Source organism: Thiohalobacter thiocyanaticus (genome assembly GCF_003932505.1).
Lineage (GTDB): Bacteria > Pseudomonadota > Gammaproteobacteria > Thiohalobacterales > Thiohalobacteraceae > Thiohalobacter > Thiohalobacter thiocyanaticus.
Genome location: NZ_QZMU01000001.1, coordinates 2,259,813 through 2,277,652, shown reverse-complemented (window position 1 = coordinate 2,277,652; position 17,840 = coordinate 2,259,813). Strand labels below are relative to the sequence as shown.

Sequence of the window (17,840 nt, the reverse complement as noted above, 5' to 3'; positions counted from 1 at the left end):
CGACTGAATCCGCCAGCCCTTCCATGTCCCTGATCGCACTCGGCATCAATCACCGCACCGCACCGGTCGATATCCGCGAGCGCGTGGCCTTTCCGGCCGAGCGCATGCCCGAGGCCCTGCGTGAGCTGACCGGCCTGCCCGGGGTGCAGGAAGGGGCGATCCTGTCGACCTGCAACCGCACCGAGATCTACTGCCACCTCGACCAGGCCGAGCACCAGCCGATCCTGGACTGGCTGTCGGCCTACCACCATCTGGGACGCGAACAGCTCCAGCCCTATGTCTATGTGCACCCGGATCTGGACGCGGTCAAACATCTGCTGCGGGTCTCCTCCGGGCTGGACTCCATGGTGCTTGGCGAGCCCCAGATCCTGGGCCAGCTGAAGGAGGCCTTCCAGGCCGCCGCCGAGACAGGCACCGTCTCCCACCTGCTCAACCGGCTGTTCCAGCACACCTTCAGTGTGGCCAAACAGATCCGTACCGACACCGCCATCGGCGCCAGCCCGGTCTCGGTGGCCTTCGCCGCCGTACGCCTGGCCCGGCAGATCTACGGGGACCTCAGCGAGACCACCGCCCTGCTCATCGGGGCCGGCGAGACCATCGAGCTGGCCGCTCGTCACCTGCACGAACAGCAGCTCGGGCGCATGATCATTGCCAATCGCACGGTCGAACGCGCCCACGCCCTGGCGACCCAGTTCAACGGCTATGCCATCGCCCTGGACGAGATCCCCGCCCATCTGGCCGAGGCCGACATCATCATCGCCTCCACCGCCAGCCAGACACCGGTGCTGCGGCGCGACGCGATCAAGGCCGCACTGAAATCGCGCAAGCACAAGCCGGTGTTCATGGTCGATATCGCCGTGCCGCGCGACATCGACCCCGCGGTGGGCGAACTGGAGGACGTCTATCTCTATTCCATCGATGACCTGCAGCTGGTAATCCAGGAAGGTCTCAAATCGCGCCGCGAGGCGGCCCATCAGGCCGAGGAGATCGTCGAGGTGCAGGCCGCGCACTTCTATGGCTGGCTGCGCTCGCTGGATGCGGTGCAGACCATTCGCGCCTGCCGCGACCAGGCCGATGCCCGCCGCCGGGAGGTACTGGACAAGGCCCTGGCCCAGCTGCGCCAGGGCCGGGACCCCGAAGCAGTGCTGGAATTCCTGGCTCACACGCTGACCAACAAGCTGCTGCACGCACCCAGCGTCAATCTGCGCCAGGCCGGCTATGACGGCCGTGCCGATCTGATCGAGGCGGCGCGCGAGTTGTTCGACCTGGACGATCCCGGACAATGACAGCCCGGCCTGATCTCATGCCCGCGATTTCAGCCCCGGCACCCTCACCCCGGCCCTCTCCCGGAGGGAGAGGGGGTGCAGGGATCGCTGCGCGATTCGTGTACATATCCGCATGAAAAGCTCGATCCACACCAAACTCGACAACCTGAGCGACCGTTTCCAGGAGATCAGCGCCCTGCTGTCCGAGCCCGAGGTGATTGCCGACCAGAACCGCTTCCGCAGCCTGTCGATGGAATACAGCCAGCTGGAGCCGGTGATCAAGTGCTACCGCGACTACCGCCGGGCACAGAACGACCTGGCAAGCGCAGAACAGATGCTCGACGACCCCGACCCCGAGGTGCGCGAGATGGCCGAGCAGGAACGCCGGGCGACGGGCGAACGTCTCGAGGCGCTGGAACTGGAACTGCAGAAGCACCTGCTACCGAAGGATCCGCACGACAACAGCAACATCTTTCTCGAGATCCGGGCCGGCACCGGCGGCGACGAGGCCGCCATCTTCGCCGGCGACCTGCTGCGCATGTACAGCCGCTACGCCGAATTGCATAACTGGAAAGTGGAGATCCTGAGCGAGTCCCCGGGCGAGCACGGCGGCTACAGGGAGGTCATCGCCCGCATCGTCGGCCAGGGCGCCTACTCGCGGCTCAAGTTCGAATCCGGGGCACACCGGGTCCAGCGGGTGCCGGAGACCGAATCCCAGGGCCGCATCCACACCTCGGCCGCCACCGTGGCGGTACTGCCGGAACTGGAAGCCGCCGAGGCGGTGGACATCAATCCCGCCGAGCTGCGGGTGGACACCTACCGCGCCTCCGGCGCCGGCGGCCAGCACGTGAACCGCACCGATTCGGCCGTGCGCCTGACCCACCTGCCCAGCGGCATTGTGGTCGAGTGCCAGGACGAGCGCTCCCAGCACAAGAACAAGGCCCGGGCCCTGTCGCTGCTGGCGGCCAAGCTGGAACAGATGGAACTCGACCGGCGCGCGGCCGAACAGGCCCGGACCCGGCGCTCGCTGGTCGGCAGCGGCGACCGCTCCGAGCGCATCCGCACCTACAACTTCCCCCAGGGCCGGGTCACCGATCACCGCATCAACCTGACCCTGCACAAACTCGACGACATCCTGGCCGGCAATCTGGACCCGGTAATCGACCCGCTGATCAGCGAATACCAGGCCGATCAGCTGGCCGCCATCCATGCCGACTGAACACCCGACCCTGCAGGACTGGCTGCGTCGGGCCGCGCAGCGACTGAGCGAGGCCGGCAGCGACTCCCCGCACCTGGATGCCCAGATCCTGTTAGGCCATGCCCTGGACCGGCCCCGCAGTTATCTCTATGCCCATGGCGACGACACCCTCGAGCCCGCGCAACGCGCCCAGGCCGACGCCCTGCTGGCCCGGCGCCTGGAAGGCCGGCCCGTCGCCCACCTGCTGGGCCGGCGCGAATTCTGGTCGCAGGAACTGGAGGTCAGCCCCGACACCCTGATCCCGCGGCCCGAGACCGAAATCACCCTGGAACTGGCGCTGGAAAAAATCCCGTCCGATGCCGACTGGGCGCTGCTGGATCTCGGCACCGGCAGCGGGGCGCTGGCCCTGATGCTGGCCCGGGAACGCCCGGGCTGCCGGGTGACCGCCACCGATAACTCCGCCGCTGCCCTGGCCGTGGCCCGGCGCAACTGCAAGCACCTTGGCGTGAGCAACCTGGAACTGCTCGAAGGCGACTGGTTCGCACCGCTCGCCGGCCGGCGCTTCCGGCTCATCGTCAGCAATCCACCCTATGTGGCCGAGGCCGATCCGCACCTGCAAGCCGGCGACGTACGCTTCGAGCCGCGCGGCGCCCTGGCGGCCGGCCCCGCCGGTCTGGACGACCTCCGGCGGCTGATCGCGGCCGCGCCCGATCACCTGGAACCCGGCGGCTGGCTGGTGCTGGAACACGGTTTCGACCAGGCCGAAGCCGTCGACATCCTATTGAAAGAAAAAGAGTTTTATGATATCGAATGCCGCGCTGACCTGGCCGGCCGGCCACGCGCCACGGCGGCCCGCCATGCGGGTGGCGACTGAAGGCGCAAATTTGCTTGATTCTCCCACCGGCGCGGCTAGCATGGGGTCATGAGCGAGCCTCTGGAACACATCAAACACCGCGAGATTCTGTTTCGCGGCCCCCACCATGAGCCGCACCAGGCCCAGGCGGCCGCGCTCATCCTGAGCAACGTGGAAGGCGTGCTCCACATCCAGCCGGCCCACCCCGAACTGCTGCACGTCAGCTACGACGTCACCCTGCTCACCCTGCGGGTAATCGAGGAACTGCTGGTGGAACTCGGTTTCCACCTGGACAACAACCTGATGATCAAGCTCAGGCGCGCCCTCTACTATTACAGCGAAGAGGCACAGCAGGAGCAGCTCGGCTGCCGCCGCGGTCACGGCAACTGCACCGAGGCCATCTTCATCGAGAAATACCAGCAGCGCCCGCACGGCTGCCGCGACGGGCGGCCGGAGCACTGGCGCAGATATCTCTGACCCGAATGGCACTTACTTTGGCTTCGTCATCCCCGCGAAGGCGGGGATCCAGCGTATATTTGCTCTGCCAGGCACTGGATTCCCGCCTTCGCGGGAATGACGAACAGGCTGAAATTCCAGCTTATGTGAGTGCCATTCATCTCTGACCTCTATGGTCCTTCGCGCGCCTTTTTCGCCTTTTCGGTTTAAAGCTCTACACCTTCACCCGCGACCCGACAACGGCTACCATGCCGTTCAATACAAGCACAGAGCATTTCCCACCCATGAACGACGAGCAGCTCCTGCGCTACAGCCGTCAGATCATGCTGCCCGACTTCGGCGTCGAGGCGCAGCAGCGCCTGGCCGACGCCCGGGTGCTGATCATCGGGGCCGGCGGGCTGGGCTCGCCCGCCGCACTCTATCTGGCTGCCGCCGGCACAGGTGAACTGCATATCGCCGATCCGGACGCAGTGGACCTGAGCAACCTGCAGCGCCAGATCCTGCACGGCCAGCAGGATCTGGGGCGGGCCAAGGTGGAGTCGGCGCGTGACCGGCTGGCACAGGTCAATCCGGATACCCGGGTCCTCCCGATCGCCCGGCGCCTGGAAGGTGCGGAACTGCTGGCAGCAGTCGATGCCGCTGACCTGGTCATCGATGCCAGCGACAATTTCAGCACCCGCTTCGCCGTCAACGCCGCCTGCTGGCGGGCCGGCCGGCCCCTGGTCGCGGGCGCGGCCATCCGTTACGAGGGCCAGCTGAGCGTGTTCCGTGCCGATCTCGGTGAAGGGCCCTGCTATCAGTGTCTGTACCGCGACGGCGAGGACGCCGACCAGACCTGCGCCGAGAACGGCGTACTGGCGCCGGTGGTCGGCGTCATCGGCAGCCTCCAGGCACTGGAGGCGATCAAGGTGCTCACCGGTATCGGCGAGCCGCTCGCCGGCCGGCTGCTGATCTTCGACGGCCGGGCTCTGGAACTGCGCACCCTGAAGCTGCGCCCCGACCCGGACTGCCCCGTATGCGCCGGCTGAAACGCATCGCCGTCAGCGCCCTGCTTGCAGTATCTCTGATCGGCTGCGGCCAGGCGCCGCCCGAGGACCCGGAAACCGCCATCCGGGAACTGATCGCGGCGGCCGGGCAGGCCGCCCGGGACCGCGATCTGGATCTGTTCCGCGACCGCCTGGCACCGGATTACAGCGATGGCCATGGCAACGACCGCGACGCCATTCTCAAGCGCCTGCATCTGCTGTTCCTGCGCTACCGGCAACCGAAGCTGCTGACCCGCATCCGGGACATCCGCTTCCCTGCCCCCGACCGGGCCGAGGTCGAGCTGTGGCTGGGCACGGCCGACACCGGGCGGCTGGCCTTCGACAGCCAGCGACTGGAGCTCAGCCTGCGGCGCACCGACGGTGACTGGCAGGTGCTGCACGCGGACTGGCAGCGACTGGACTGGAACGGATGAGGGCCGCACCGTACCTGCCCGGACCGGCCGGCTGGCTGTGGCTGATCACCTATGTCGGGGTTCTGATCTGGTCGGGCATCGAGCCCCACGACCGCCTGACCTGGTGGATGGAGGTGTCGCCGGCCATGCTCGGGCTGGCGATCCTCATCGCCACCCGGCGGCGCTTTCCACTCACGCCGCTGGCCTACGTCCTGATCCTGTTGTTCGCCATCATCCTGATGGTGGGCGGGCACTACACCTATGCCCGGGTACCGGCCTTCGACGTGATCGGGGGCTGGTTCGGCTGGCCGCGCAACAATTTCGACAAGCTGGGTCACTTCGCCCAGGGCCTTGTCCCCGCCATCGTCGCCCGCGAGATCCTGCTGCGTTTTTCTGTGGTGCGGGTGCGTGCCTGGCTCGCGCCCATCATCCTCGCCATCTGCCTGGCCATCAGCGCCTTCTACGAGCTGATCGAATGGTGGGCGGCCCTGCTCAACGAACAGGCTGTCGAATCCTTCCTCGGCACCCAGGGCTATGTGTGGGACACCCAGTCGGACATGGCCCTGGCGCTGCTCGGGGCGGCGGTGGCGCTGCTGACACTGTCGCGGTGGCATGATCGGCAGTTGGCAGCGGTCACCTCCAATCAATAAAGACAAACCGCAAAGGCGATGAAGGCGCGCGAAGGGAATGCAAATTCCAACGCTTGTTCCCATAAATCACGCATCCTGCTATTCCGTCACAGACCACCACCCTGCGACCCGATAACAGGCGAAACAACACATTAGTCCTTAACGCGCGTTTTTCGCCTTTGCAGTTTGAAGTTCGTAGGTCGGGATAAGCGCAGCGTTCCCGGCATCATGTCCGTCCTACGGTGTAAATTATTCGATCCAGCTCCGGACTTCGGGGTGGAAATGCACCAGCCCCTCCAGCACCCCGGCGCTGTAGTTGCCGTTCATGTCGAGAAAGCCGCCGTGGGCGCAGTACAGCGCCGCCGTCTGGTTGCGCGCCCCGGCCTCGCGCAGGGCCTGTTGGCGCACTGCATCGGTGGCATTGGCCACCAGCACCCCGGAGATGTCGCTGGTCAGGACATTCAGGTCATTGCCGCTGTCGCCGGCGAACACCGTGTGATGACGGCCCAGGTCCAGCTCCTGCATCAGGAAACGCACCGCACCCAGCTTGGTCGCACTGGCCGGCAGGATATCCAGCAACCCGGTGTTACTGGTCTCGTCCAGGCTCCACACCAGTTCGAAGTCGATATGCAGCTCGCGCAGCCGCCGGCGCAGCTCCAGCAGCACGCCGCTGTCGACCAGGTCCGGCATGGCGTAATAGCTGAGCTTGTAATCGTGCTGGTTGGTCTCCTCCTGCAGCGCCAGTTCCTCGATGTCGTCCAGCAGGGGCCGCAGGTCGTGATTGCGATACAGCTTCCAGTCGTGGCCGATCTTCTGCCGCCAGCTCTCCCACAGGCGCCAGTCGCCGCCCTGCCAGCGGTAGATGGAAGTGCCCACGTCGGCCAGGGCATAGGCCGGATGCGGCAGGTGATACTGTTCGATGGCCGACTCGATCAGGTCGATGTTGCGCCCCGAGACATAGGCCAGCACCAGCTCCGGCCGTTGCGCCAACCGACGCAGGCGCGGCCGCGCTTCAGGGGATTCGGGCTGATTGCCATTGGGGAGCAGGGTACGGTCGAGGTCACTGCACAGCAGCAGGCGTTCGGACATGTTGGGCTCCGGAGCGGGCGCGATTATCATGCGGGCATCGAATCACTGAATGTATCCCAATGCCTGACCGCAGTATCACTCTGCCCCACGCCCTGATCAAGTCACTGCTGGATGCCGCGCAGGCCGCACCGGAGGTGGAAGTCTGCGGGCTGGTCGGTCACCGGCCGGATTCAGGTTACCGGATCTACCCGGTGGACAATGTCGCCCGGCACCCGCAATCGCGCTTCGAACTCGATCCGACCGGCCAGATTGCTGCCATGCGTGCCATGCGCGAGGCCGGCGAGGCGCTGTTCGCCATCTACCACTCCCACCCCGATGCGCCGGCCCGGCCTTCGGCCGTCGATATCGAACAGGCCGCCTACCCCGAGGCGTTGAACCTGATCATTTCGCTGCAGAACGCGGATGCGCCCGAACTGCGGGGCTGGTGGATTGGTGGAGGTGGTGTCGAGGAAGCGGAAATCGTAATTGGGTCAGCCGCGAATGAACGTGAATGAATGCGCTCCATTGTCATTGCGAGCAACGCGAAGCAATCTCCCAGAGGCGACAGCCTAACGAGATTGCCGCGCCGCTGACGCGGCTCGCAATGACGGAGGACCCACCGGGGTTATTCGCGTTATTCGCGGCTTCTACAACAAGCCGCTTTATTCATCCAGCAGCTGCTTGAGCAGCTTGTTGACCTCGGCCGGGTTGGCCTTGCCCTTGGATGCCTTCATCACCTGGCCGACGAAGAAGCCGAACAGCTTGTCCTTGCCGGAGCGATACTGCTCGACCTGCTGCGGGTTGGCTTCGATGACCTCGCGGATCATCTGCTCGATGGCACCGGTGTCGGTGATCTGCTTCAGGCCCTTGGCCTCGATCACCGCATCGGCATCGCCCTCGCCGGCCCACATGGCCTCGAACACCGTCTTGGCGATCTTGCCGGAGATGGTGTTGTCGCCGATGCGCTGGAGCAGGCCGGCGAACGCCCGGGCATCGATGGGCGAGTCCTCGACCTCGATGCCGTCCCTGTTGAGCGCGGCGGACAGCTCGCCCATCACCCAGTTGGCGGCCAGCTTGCCCTCCACCTTCGAGGCTTCAACCACGGCCTCGTAATAGTCGGCCATTTCGCGGCTGGCGGTGAGCACGCCGGCGTCATAGGCGGATAGGCCGTACTGTTCCATGAACCGGCTCTTTTTGGCGTCCGGCAGCTCCGGCAGGGTCTTGCGCACCGCCTCGATGAAGGCCGCGTCCAGCTCCACCGGCAGCAGGTCCGGGTCGGGAAAATAGCGGTAGTCGTTGGCCTCCTCCTTGGTGCGCATGGAGCGGGTCTCGTCCTTGCCGGCATCGTACAGGCGCGTCTCCTGCACCACGGCGCCGCCGGATTCCAGCACCTCGATCTGACGCTCGATCTCGAAGTTGATGGCGCGCTCGACGAAGCGGAAGGAGTTGATGTTCTTGATCTCGGCGCGGGTACCGAAGCGATGCTCGCCCCTGCGTCGGATGGAGACATTGGCATCACAGCGGAAGGAGCCTTCCTGCATGTTGCCGTCGCAGATCTCCAGGTAGCGCACCAGCGAATGCAGCTTCTTCATGTAGGCGACGGCCTCCTTGGCCGAACGCAGGTCCGGTTCGGAGACGATTTCCAGCAACGGGGTGCCGGCGCGGTTGAGATCGATGCCGGTGACCCCGTGGAAACCCTCGTGCAGTGACTTGCCGGCGTCCTCCTCCAGGTGGGCGCGGGTGATGCCGATGCGCCTGGTCTCGCCGTCCTCGAGCTCGATGTCGAGATAGCCGGTGTGCACGATGGGCAGCTCGTACTGACTGATCTGATAGCCCTTGGGCAGGTCGGGGTAGAAGTAGTTCTTGCGCGCGAACACCGAGCGCGGGGCGACGGTCGCGTGCGTGGCCAGACCGAAGCTGGCCGCCATGCGCACCGCCTCCTCGTTCAGCACCGGCAGCACGCCCGGCAGGCCCAGATCCACCGCGCAGGCCTGGGTGTTGGGTGCCGCGCCGTAGGCGGTCGAGGCGCCGGAGAAAATCTTGCTCTTCGTCGCCAGCTGGGCGTGGATCTCCAGGCCGATGACTGCTTCCCATTGCATGTCGCTTTACTCCAGATACAAGTTGCAAGATACAGGATACAAGCAAAACCGCTTTGAACACGTATCAGGGATAGACTGTAGGTCGGGTTAGCCCGGCAGGGCGTAACCCGACACGGTAGGTCACTCCCATGTCGGGTTACGCTGCGCTAACCCGACCTACATTACTATTAACATGTCCGTGCTTTCCGTGTTTTCCGTGGCCATTCATCCAGCTCACTCGAACCCCTTCGGGATCCGCGTATGCCAGTCGGTGACCTGCTGGTAACGGTGCGCCACGTTCAGCAGCCGGTCTTCCTCGAAATAGTTGCCGATCAGCTGCAGGCCCACCGGCAGTTCCTCGACAAAGCCGGCCGGGACCGACATGCCGGGCAGGCCGGCCAGATTCACGGCAATGGTGAATACATCCGACAGGTACATGGTCACCGGGTCGTCGACCTTCTCGCCCAGGCGGAAGGCCGTGTTCGGGGCGGTGGGGCCGGCGATCACGTCCACCTTCTCGAAGGCGGCCTTGAAGTCGTCGGCGATCAGATGCCGCGCCTGCTGGGCCTTGAGGTAATAGGCGTCGTAGTAGCCGGCCGACAGGGCGTAGGTACCGATCATGATGCGGCGCTTGACCTCGGGGCCGAAACCCTCGCCCCGGGAACGTTTGTACAGGTCCTCCAGATCGCGCGGATTGTCGCAGCGGTAGCCGAAGCGCACGCCGTCAAAGCGGGAAAGATTCGAGGAGCATTCGGCCGGCGCGACCACATAATAGGTGGGCACGGCCAGGCCCGCGTTGGGCAGGCTGATCTCCACCGGCTCGGCGCCGAGCTGCTTCAGCTCCGCAATGGCGGCCTCGACCACCTTCGCCACAGCGGGATCCAGGCCCTCGCCGAAGTACTCCTTCGGCAGACCGATCCTCAGGCCCCGGATGTCATTGTTCAGCCCGGCGCTGTAATCCTCCACCGGCCGGTCCACGCAGGTGGAGTCGCGCGGGTCGAACCCGGCCATGGCCTGCAGCATGAGCGCGGCATCCTCGGCGCTGGCGGCCATGGGTCCGGCCTGATCCAGACTGGAGGCGAAGGCGATCATGCCGTAGCGCGATACCCGGCCATAGGTCGGCTTGAGCCCGGTGATGCCGCACAGAGCGGCCGGCTGGCGGATGGAGCCACCGGTATCGGTGCCGGTGGACGCCGGCGCCAGGCGGGCGGCCACCGCGGCAGCCGAACCGCCGGAGGAACCGCCGGGGACGGTATCCGGATTCCAGGGATTGTTCACCGGACCGTAGTAGCTGGTTTCGTTGGACGAGCCCATGGCGAATTCGTCCATGTTGGTCTTGCCCAGCATGACGGCGCCGGCCTGCTGCAGCCGCTCGGTGACGGTCGCATTATAGGGGGCGATGAAGTTGTCCAGCATGCGTGAACCGCAGCTGGTGCGCACGCCGTCGGTGCAGAAAATGTCCTTGTGGGCGAAGGGGATGCCGGCGAGCGGCCCCGGCTTGCCGGAAGCGAGCTGGATGTCGGCCTCGCGGGCACGCGCCAGGGCGCTGTCCTCGCACAGAGTGATGAAGCTGTTGAGCTGACCGTCGTGGCGCTTGATGCGCTCGAGATAATGCCGGGTCAGCTCCTCACTGGAGAAGGCCCGGTCACGCAGGCCGCGGGCCAGCTCGGCCAGGGTTTTGGTATGCATGGGGTATCCGTTGCTGATCGCTGAAAGAACGTCTTACTCGATGACCCGCGGCACCAGATACAGGCCCGCCTCCACGGCCGGGGCACCGGCCTGGAAGTGCGTGCGCTGATCCGTTTCGGTGACGACATCCGGGCGCAGCCGCTGGGTTGCTTCCAGGGGGTGGGCCATGGGGGTCACATCGGCCGCGTCCACCGCTTCGAGCTGTTCGACGAAGGCCAGGATGTCGGACAGGTTGCGGGCATACTGATCGACATCGACCGGATCGATGGCCAGGCGGGCCAGATGGGCGATCTTTTCCACTTCCGCTGGCTTCAGGGCCATGACGGCGACTCCTCGCTGATTGACGGAAGAGGCGAAAATTAACATACCCGGGCCGCCGGGGGTAGCCGCAGGGCGGATGCGGCAGGACCGGGGGCGGACACAGGCCTCGGGGTGTCTGTCTTGCCGAAACCCCCACCCGTTGCTACAGTACGCCGAAATTCGCGGAGGCGTCACCATCCAATGCTGGGTTTCAAACGACTCGTCGGGATCTTCTCGGAAGATCTCTCCATCGATCTGGGCACGGCCAACACCTTAATCTACGTCCGCGGGCGCGGCATCGTGCTCAACGAGCCCTCCGTCGTCGCCATCCGCCAGGACCGCGGCCCGGGTGGTCCCAAGAGCATCGCCGCCGTCGGCATCGAGGCCAAGCGCATGCTCGGCCGCACGCCGGGCAACATCACTGCCATCCGCCCGCTCAAGGACGGCGTGATCGCGGATTTCACCGTGACCGAGAAGATGCTCCAGCACTTCATCCACAAGGTGCACGAGGGCCGTTTCTTCCGGCCCAGCCCGCGGGTGCTGATCTGCGTGCCCTGCGGCTCGACCCAGGTCGAACGCCGCGCCATCAAGGAATCGGCCGCCGGCGCCGGCGCCCGCGAGGTCTATCTGATCGAGGAACCCATGGCCGCGGCCATCGGCGCCGGCATGCCGGTCGACGAGGCCAGCGGCTCGATGGTGCTGGACATCGGCGGCGGCACCTCTGAGGTAGCAGTGATATCGCTGAACGGCATCGTCTATTCCTCCTCCGTGCGCATCGGCGGCGACCGTTTCGACGAAGCCATCATCAATTATGTGCGCCGCAACTACGGTACCCTGATCGGCGAGTCCACCGCCGAGCGCATCAAGCACGAGATCGGCTCGGCCTACCCCGGCAACGAGGTCAAGGAACTGGAGGTCAAGGGCCGCAACCTGGCCCAGGGCGTACCGCGCAGCTTCACCCTGAACAGCAACGAGATCCTTGAGGCACTGCAGGAGCCGCTGTCCGGCATCGTCAGCGCGGTCAAAACGGCACTGGAACAGACCCCGCCGGAGCTGGGCGCGGACGTGGCCGAGCGCGGCATCGTGCTCACCGGCGGCAGCGCCCTGCTGCGCGACCTGGACCGGCTGCTGATGGAGGAGACCGGCCTGCCGGTGGTGGTGGCCGACGATCCGCTCACCTGTGTCGCCCGCGGCGGCGGCCGCGCCCTGGAGATGATGGACGAGCGCGGTGGGGATGTGTTCTCGCTGGAGGGCTAGCCCCTCCCCGCTCCTCACTCCTCACTCCTCACTCCTCACTCCTCACTCCTCACTCCTCACTCTTCACTCCTCACTCCTCACTCAAACACCGTATAGCCCATCCCGCCCCATGCAGGTACCATATCCGCTGGTCCAACACCCGGACACGCGGAGCACGGAACCATCAAACTCATTTTCACACAAGGCCCCTCCCTGACTGCCAGGCTGGTGGTCTTCGCCTTCGCTTCGATCCTCCTCATGACCCTCGACCAGCGTCAGCAGCATCTGGACAGTCTGCGTTCGGCCCTGTCGGTGGTGGTCTACCCCATCCAGTGGCTGGTGGATCTGCCGGCAGCCAGTCAGGACTGGTTCCAGGAAACCCTCTCGAGCCGGCGCACCCTGCAGGAGGAAAACGCCCGGCTGCGCACCGAGCAACTCATCCTCAAGGCCGAGTTGCAGAAGCTGGAGGCCCTGGAGTCGGAAAACCTGCGCCTGCGGGAACTGCTCGACTCCTCCTTCAAGGTCCGCGAACGGGTACTGATCGCCGAGATCATGGCCGTGGACCTGGACCCCTACCGTCACCAGATCCTGCTCAACAAGGGCAGTAGCGATGATCTCTATACCGGCCAGCCGCTGGTCGATGCCAATGGCGTGATGGGCCAGGTGATCCAGGCCGGCCCCTTTTCCGCCACCGCCATGCTGATCACCGACCCCGCCCACGCCGTACCGGTGCAGGTCAACCGCAACGGTCTGCGCAGCATCGCCCTGGGCACCGGTTCACTGACCAGCCTGTCCCTGCCTTACCTGCCGAACAATGCCGATATCGAAACCGGTGATCTGCTGATCACCTCGGGGCTGGGCGGGCGCTTTCCGCCCGGCTATCCGGTGGCGGAGGTGGAAACCGTGATCCGCGACCCGGGCGAATCCTTCGCCCAGGTCTTCGCCCGGCCGCTGGCCGAACTCAACCGCAGCCGCGAGGTACTGCTGGTCTGGTCCCAGGGGCAGGCCCGGATCGACTCGCCGGAGGAGGAAACGGCCGGCGATGAAGATCCTGCCGCGGCCGAGCCGTCCGGGGAGGCAGCACCATGAGCACCCTGGTCCGTCACCAGGGCGGCGGCGTGATCCTGCTCAGCCTGCTGATCGGCCTGATCCTCGGCATCGTGCCGCTGCCGGCCGGTCTGGAGCTCTACCGCCCCGACTGGGCGCTGCTGGTTCTGCTCTACTGGAGCCTGGCACTGCCGCAGCGCATCGGCGTGGGCATCGCCTGGCTGACCGGCCTGTTCCAGGACGTGCTGACCGCCACCCTGCTCGGCCAGCATGCCCTGGCCTACGCCGTGGCCACCTACCTGATCATCACCCTGCACCAGCGGCTGCGTCTGCACCCGCTGTGGCAGCAGAGCCTGAGCATCCTGGTGCTGCTGATGCTGGCCCAGCTGATCATCTTCTGGATCAACGGCATCATCGGCCGACCGATCCAGTCCTGGCTGTACTGGCTGCCCTCGGTGGTGGGAGCGCTGCTGTGGCCGGCGGTGTTCGTGCTGCTGCGGGGGCTGCGCCGCGCCTTCCGCGTCAGTTGAACGAACCCGCCCATGGCACGCCGCATCACACTGAAAGACCACCTCCAGGAAAGCCGCCTGTTCCTGCGCCGCACCCTGGCGGCGGCGCTGGTCGCCTTCCTCCTGCTGCTGGCATTGCTCGGCCGGCTGGCCTATCTGCAGATCGTCTCCCATGAGCACTTCCGCACCCTGTCCGAGGACAACCGGGTACGGATCGAGCCGGTGCCGCCCACCCGCGGCCTGATCTTCGACCGCAACGGCGTGCTGCTGGCCGAGAACCTGCCGTCCTACCGTCTGGACATCGTGCCCGAACAGGTCGACGACCTGGAGGCCACCCTGACCCGGCTCGGCAGGCTGATCGAGATCCGCGACCAGGACCTGCAGCGCTTCCACCGCCTGCGTCAACGCATGCACCGTTTCGAAGGCGTACCGCTGCGCCTGCATCTCAACGACCAGGAGGTGGCCCGCTTCGCCATCAACCGCCACCGCTTTCAGGGCGTGGACATCCAGGCCGGTCTGACCCGCCACTACCCGCTGCGCAGCCAGGCTGCCCACGCCATCGGCTACGTGGGACGCATCAACGAGAACGACCTGCAGGTGCTGGACGAGAAGAACTACCGCGGCACCACTCACACCGGCAAGACCGGCATCGAGAAAACCTACGAGGACGTGCTGCACGGCACGGTCGGCTACCAGCAGCTCGAGACCAACGCCCAGGGCCGGACCCTGCGGGTGCTCGAGCGCCAGTCACCGGTCCCCGGCAGTGACCTTTATCTCACCATCGACGCCCGGCTGCAGACGGCCGCGGAGGCCGCCTTCGGCGACTTCAACGGTTCGGCCGTGGCCATCGACCCGCGCAACGGCTCGGTCCTGGCCCTGGTCAGCCTGCCCGGCTTCGACCCCAACCCCTTCGTCAAGGGCATCGAGTACAAGCGCTACCAGGCGCTGCAGATCAACCCGGACCAGCCCCTGTTCAACCGCGCCCTGCGCGGCCAGTATCCACCAGGCTCCACACTCAAGCCCTTCGTCGGCCTGGCCGGGCTGGAACTGGGCGTGGTGCGTCCCGACAGTCATGTCTTCTGCCCCGGCTTCTATACCCTGCCGGGCAAGGAGCGCCTCTACCGCGACTGGAAACGCAGCGGCCACGGCCACATGGACCTGCACGATGCGATCGCTCAATCCTGTGACGTCTATTACTACGACCTGGCCCGCTCACTGGGCATCGACCGCATGCATGACTTTCTCGGCCAGTTCGGCTTCGGCGAGCGCACCGGCATCGATATCGTCGGCGAACTGCCCGGGCTGCTGCCCTCCAGCGAATGGAAACGCCGCACCAGGAACGAGCCCTGGTTCCCCGGCGAGACCCTGATCAGCGGCATCGGCCAGGGTTTCAACCTGGCCACGCCCGTGCAGCTGGCCGCCGCCACCGCGGCACTCGCCACCTATGGCAATTTCTATCAGCCGCATCTGGTCAGAGCCCTGCACGCGCCCGGCGAACCCGAGCTGCAGCCGGTGTTCCAGCCGATGGTCCGGCAGATCCCGCACTCGGACATCCGCAACTGGGACGAGGTCATACGTGGCATGGTGGATGTGGTGCACGGCCCTCGCGGTACGGCGCGGGCCATTGGCCAGGGCATCGATTACCGCCTCGGCGGCAAGACCGGCACGGCACAGGTCTTCAGCATGCCGCAGGATGAGGACTATGAATACGACCCGGAGGAAATCGCCTTCCGGCTGCGTGATCACGCCCTGTTCATCGCCTTCGCCCCGGCGGAGGAGCCGCGTATCGCTGTCGCGGTGGTGGTGGAGAACGGCGGTTCCGGCAGCGGCGTGGCCGCACCGATCGCCCGGCAGATACTGGATGCCTATTTCAAAACGCAAGACCGTAGAATGCCCTGATGACGTGAAGGACACGAGGCACTGAATGGAAATCAACCCCGGCTCCGGTACCCGACGCACCCTGATGCAGCGCCTGCACCTTGACGGCATGCTGCTGGTGGGCCTGCTCGCCCTGTGCGCGCTGGGGCTGGTGGTGCTCTACAGCGCCTCGGGCCAGAGCGAGGCGGTGCTGAACCGCCAGCTCATCCGCCTGGGTCTGGCCTTCGTGGTCATGTTCGTGGTCGCCCAGATCCCACCCTCGCTGCTGCACCGCTGGACGCCCTGGCTGTTCAGCGCCGGGGTCGGACTGCTGGTGGCCGTGCTGGTCATGGGTGATGTCGGCAAGGGCGCCCAGCGCTGGCTGGATCTGGGTGTGATCCGCTTCCAGCCCTCGGAGGTGATGAAGCTGCTGGTGCCGATGATGATCGCCTGGTTCCTGGCCGATGCCCGCCTGCCGCCGGACGGCAGGCGGCTGCTGGGGGCGGGCCTGCTGATCATCGTCCCGACGGTACTCATTGCCCGCCAGCCGGATCTCGGCACCTCGCTGCTGATCGCCAGCGCCGGCTTCTTCGTGCTGTTCCTGGCCGGGCTGTCCTGGCGGCTGCTGGCCGGGCTGGGCGTACTGGCCGGCGCCCTGCTGCCGGTGCTGTGGTACTTCATGCACGACTACCAGCGCCAGCGGGTGATCACCTTCCTCAACCCCGAGCAGGACCCGCTGGGGGCGGGCTACCACATCATCCAGTCCAAGATCGCCATCGGCTCGGGCGGCCTGTACGGCAAGGGCTGGCTCAACGGCACCCAGTCGCACCTGGAATTCCTGCCCGAGCGTTCCACCGACTTCATCTTCGCCGTGCTGGCCGAGGAATTCGGCCTGGTCGGGGTACTGCTGCTGCTCGGTGTCTATGCCTTCATCCTGTTGCGCGGGCTGTATCTCGCCACCCGCGCCCAGGACACCTTCACCCGGCTGCTGGGCGGCAGTCTGTCGCTGACATTCTTCGTCTACCTGATCGTCAACACCGGCATGGTGACCGGTCTGCTGCCGGTGGTCGGACTGCCGCTGCCCCTGGTCAGCTACGGCGGGACATCGATGGTGACCCTGCTGGCCGGATTCGGTATGCTGATGTCCATCCATACCCATCGCAGATTACTGCAGAGTTAGCCACCCATGCGCCAGCCATTGATACTCGCACTGCTCGCCCTGTTCACCGGCCAGGCCGCGGCCGACTCCTATGCCGAGCACCCGCAGGCCGACGCCTTCGTGCAGGAGCTGGTCGAGGCCGGCTTCGATGCCGACGAGGTCCGCGGCCGACTGCGTTCGGCGGAGAAACAGCAGAGCATCCTGGACGCCATCGCGCGCCCGGCCGAGGCCAAACCCTGGTTCCAGTACCGGCCCATTTTCGTCAACCGCGAACGCATCGAGCTCGGCGCCGTCTACTGGGACGAACACGAGACCATCCTGGAACGGGTGGAGCAGGAGCTCGGGGTCGATCCCCGGGTGATCGTCGCCATCGTCGGCGTCGAGACCCGCTATGGCCGGCACGCAGGACGCTACCGGGTGCTGGATGCGCTGGCCACCCTCGGCTTCGACTATCCGCCGCGGGCCGATTTCTTCCGCAGTGAGCTGCGCGAGTTCTTCCTCCTCAGCCGCGAGGAAGGCATCGACATGGCCGATGCGCTGGGCTCCTACGCCGGCGCCATGGGCCACGGCCAGTTCATTCCCAGCAGTTACCGCCACTATGCAGTGGACTTCGACGACGATGGCCAGCGCAATCTCTGGCACAGCCCGGAGGACATCCTCGGCAGTGTGGGTAATTATCTGCATGTTCACGGCTGGGCGCACGGGGCACCGGTGGCCGTGCGCGCCCGCGTCGAGGGGGACTCTCACCAGACACTGCTGGAGGCTGGCGTCAAGCCGAGCATCCCGGCCGGAAAACTGGATGAATACGGCGTCAGTCCCGAAACCGGCATCGATCCCGACACCCGGGTGGGCCTGATCGCGCTGAAGACGGCCGACGGCCAGGAGTACTGGGTGGTATTCAACAATTTCTACGTCATCACCCGGTACAACCGCAGCCCGCTCTATGCCATGGCGGTGCACCAGCTCTCGCGCGCCATCGCCGAGCGGCGCGAACAGGGTCGGGTGCAGGAGTAGACGCAGTCCAGCGCGCTCCGGGCAGGCCCCGACCACGCTGGCCG

The 17,840-nt window shown here is 65.9% G+C and carries 18 protein-coding genes; 14 read left to right on the top strand and 4 right to left on the bottom strand.

Annotated elements, in window-relative coordinates; all coding sequences use genetic code 11:
- The first annotated feature begins 23 nt into the window (after positions 1-23).
- The 7 genes from hemA to D6C00_RS10710 all read left to right on the top strand — a co-directional run bounded on the left by hemA (position 24) and on the right by D6C00_RS10710 (position 5,860).
- Positions 24-1,286: a glutamyl-tRNA reductase gene (gene hemA, locus D6C00_RS10740; RefSeq protein WP_125181724.1), complete on the top strand. Its 1,263-nt coding sequence runs from the start codon at positions 24-26 to the stop codon at positions 1,284-1,286.
- Positions 1,287-1,398: 112 nt separating this feature from the next.
- The gene (gene prfA, locus D6C00_RS10735; protein ID WP_125181723.1) at positions 1,399-2,484 is read left to right on the top strand and encodes a peptide chain release factor 1; all 1,086 of its coding nucleotides are present in this window, start codon (positions 1,399-1,401) and stop codon (positions 2,482-2,484) included.
- The gene (gene prmC / locus D6C00_RS10730) at positions 2,474-3,337 is read left to right on the top strand and encodes a peptide chain release factor N(5)-glutamine methyltransferase (RefSeq protein WP_125181722.1); all 864 of its coding nucleotides are present in this window, start codon (positions 2,474-2,476) and stop codon (positions 3,335-3,337) included. Before prfA ends, prmC begins: the two co-directional genes overlap by 11 nt.
- A gap of 48 nt (positions 3,338-3,385) precedes the next feature.
- On the top strand, positions 3,386-3,793 hold the full coding sequence (locus D6C00_RS10725) for a hypothetical protein (RefSeq protein ID WP_125181721.1): 408 nt from the start codon (positions 3,386-3,388) through the stop codon (positions 3,791-3,793).
- Positions 3,794-4,056: 263 nt separating this feature from the next.
- On the top strand, positions 4,057-4,800 hold the full coding sequence (locus D6C00_RS10720) for a HesA/MoeB/ThiF family protein (protein WP_125181720.1): 744 nt from the start codon (positions 4,057-4,059) through the stop codon (positions 4,798-4,800).
- Positions 4,788-5,231, top strand: coding sequence for a nuclear transport factor 2 family protein (locus tag D6C00_RS10715; RefSeq protein ID WP_125181719.1), 444 nt, complete (start codon positions 4,788-4,790; stop codon positions 5,229-5,231). The genes D6C00_RS10720 and D6C00_RS10715 overlap by 13 nt, the downstream gene beginning before the upstream one ends.
- Positions 5,228-5,860, top strand: coding sequence for a DUF2238 domain-containing protein (locus tag D6C00_RS10710; RefSeq protein WP_125181718.1), 633 nt, complete (start codon positions 5,228-5,230; stop codon positions 5,858-5,860). The genes D6C00_RS10715 and D6C00_RS10710 overlap by 4 nt, the downstream gene beginning before the upstream one ends.
- Positions 5,861-6,088: 228 nt before the next feature.
- On the opposite strand, the gene D6C00_RS10705 is transcribed toward D6C00_RS10710, so the two are convergent.
- A complete protein-coding gene (locus tag D6C00_RS10705; RefSeq protein ID WP_125181717.1) occupies positions 6,089-6,928 on the bottom strand; it encodes an HAD-IIB family hydrolase in 840 nt (279 codons plus the stop codon).
- Positions 6,929-6,987: 59 nt separating this feature from the next.
- Between D6C00_RS10705 and D6C00_RS10700 the strand changes: the two genes are divergently transcribed.
- Positions 6,988-7,422, top strand: a complete 435-nt coding sequence (locus D6C00_RS10700; protein WP_125181716.1) for a M67 family metallopeptidase — start codon at positions 6,988-6,990, stop codon at positions 7,420-7,422.
- Positions 7,423-7,569: 147 nt separating this feature from the next.
- On the opposite strand, the gene gatB is transcribed toward D6C00_RS10700, so the two are convergent.
- From gatB to gatC, 3 genes are all read right to left on the bottom strand, one after another.
- Positions 7,570-9,006: an Asp-tRNA(Asn)/Glu-tRNA(Gln) amidotransferase subunit GatB gene (gatB, locus tag D6C00_RS10695; protein WP_125181715.1), complete on the bottom strand. Its 1,437-nt coding sequence runs from the start codon at positions 9,004-9,006 to the stop codon at positions 7,570-7,572.
- Positions 9,007-9,219: 213 nt separating this feature from the next.
- Positions 9,220-10,674: an Asp-tRNA(Asn)/Glu-tRNA(Gln) amidotransferase subunit GatA gene (gatA, locus tag D6C00_RS10690; RefSeq protein ID WP_125181714.1), complete on the bottom strand. Its 1,455-nt coding sequence runs from the start codon at positions 10,672-10,674 to the stop codon at positions 9,220-9,222.
- A 33-nt stretch (positions 10,675-10,707) separates the two neighbouring features.
- The gene (gatC, locus tag D6C00_RS10685; RefSeq protein ID WP_125181713.1) at positions 10,708-10,995 is read right to left on the bottom strand and encodes an Asp-tRNA(Asn)/Glu-tRNA(Gln) amidotransferase subunit GatC; all 288 of its coding nucleotides are present in this window, start codon (positions 10,993-10,995) and stop codon (positions 10,708-10,710) included.
- A 180-nt stretch (positions 10,996-11,175) separates the two neighbouring features.
- Here gatC and D6C00_RS10680 point away from each other — a divergent pair, with 180 nt between their 5' ends.
- The 6 genes from D6C00_RS10680 (at position 11,176) to mltB (ending at position 17,796) form a co-directional block, all read left to right on the top strand.
- Positions 11,176-12,231: a rod shape-determining protein gene (locus D6C00_RS10680; RefSeq protein ID WP_096367217.1), complete on the top strand. Its 1,056-nt coding sequence runs from the start codon at positions 11,176-11,178 to the stop codon at positions 12,229-12,231.
- Positions 12,232-12,330: 99 nt separating this feature from the next.
- Positions 12,331-13,299 (top strand): rod shape-determining protein MreC, encoded by a 969-nt coding sequence (mreC, locus tag D6C00_RS10675; protein WP_317623021.1) that lies wholly within the window; start codon positions 12,331-12,333, stop codon positions 13,297-13,299.
- Entirely contained in the window at positions 13,296-13,787 is a 492-nt protein-coding gene (gene mreD, locus D6C00_RS10670; protein ID WP_125181711.1) for a rod shape-determining protein MreD, read from the top strand. Before mreC ends, mreD begins: the two co-directional genes overlap by 4 nt.
- A gap of 12 nt (positions 13,788-13,799) precedes the next feature.
- Positions 13,800-15,665 carry a penicillin-binding protein 2 gene (gene mrdA / locus D6C00_RS10665; protein WP_125181710.1) on the top strand — a complete coding sequence of 622 codons (1,866 nt, stop codon included), beginning with the start codon at positions 13,800-13,802 and terminating at the stop codon, positions 15,663-15,665.
- A gap of 25 nt (positions 15,666-15,690) precedes the next feature.
- The gene (rodA, locus tag D6C00_RS10660) at positions 15,691-16,803 is read left to right on the top strand and encodes a rod shape-determining protein RodA (protein ID WP_125181709.1); all 1,113 of its coding nucleotides are present in this window, start codon (positions 15,691-15,693) and stop codon (positions 16,801-16,803) included.
- Between the two features lie 6 nt (positions 16,804-16,809).
- On the top strand, positions 16,810-17,796 hold the full coding sequence (gene mltB / locus D6C00_RS10655; RefSeq protein WP_125181708.1) for a lytic murein transglycosylase B: 987 nt from the start codon (positions 16,810-16,812) through the stop codon (positions 17,794-17,796).
- Positions 17,797-17,840 lie beyond the last annotated feature (44 nt).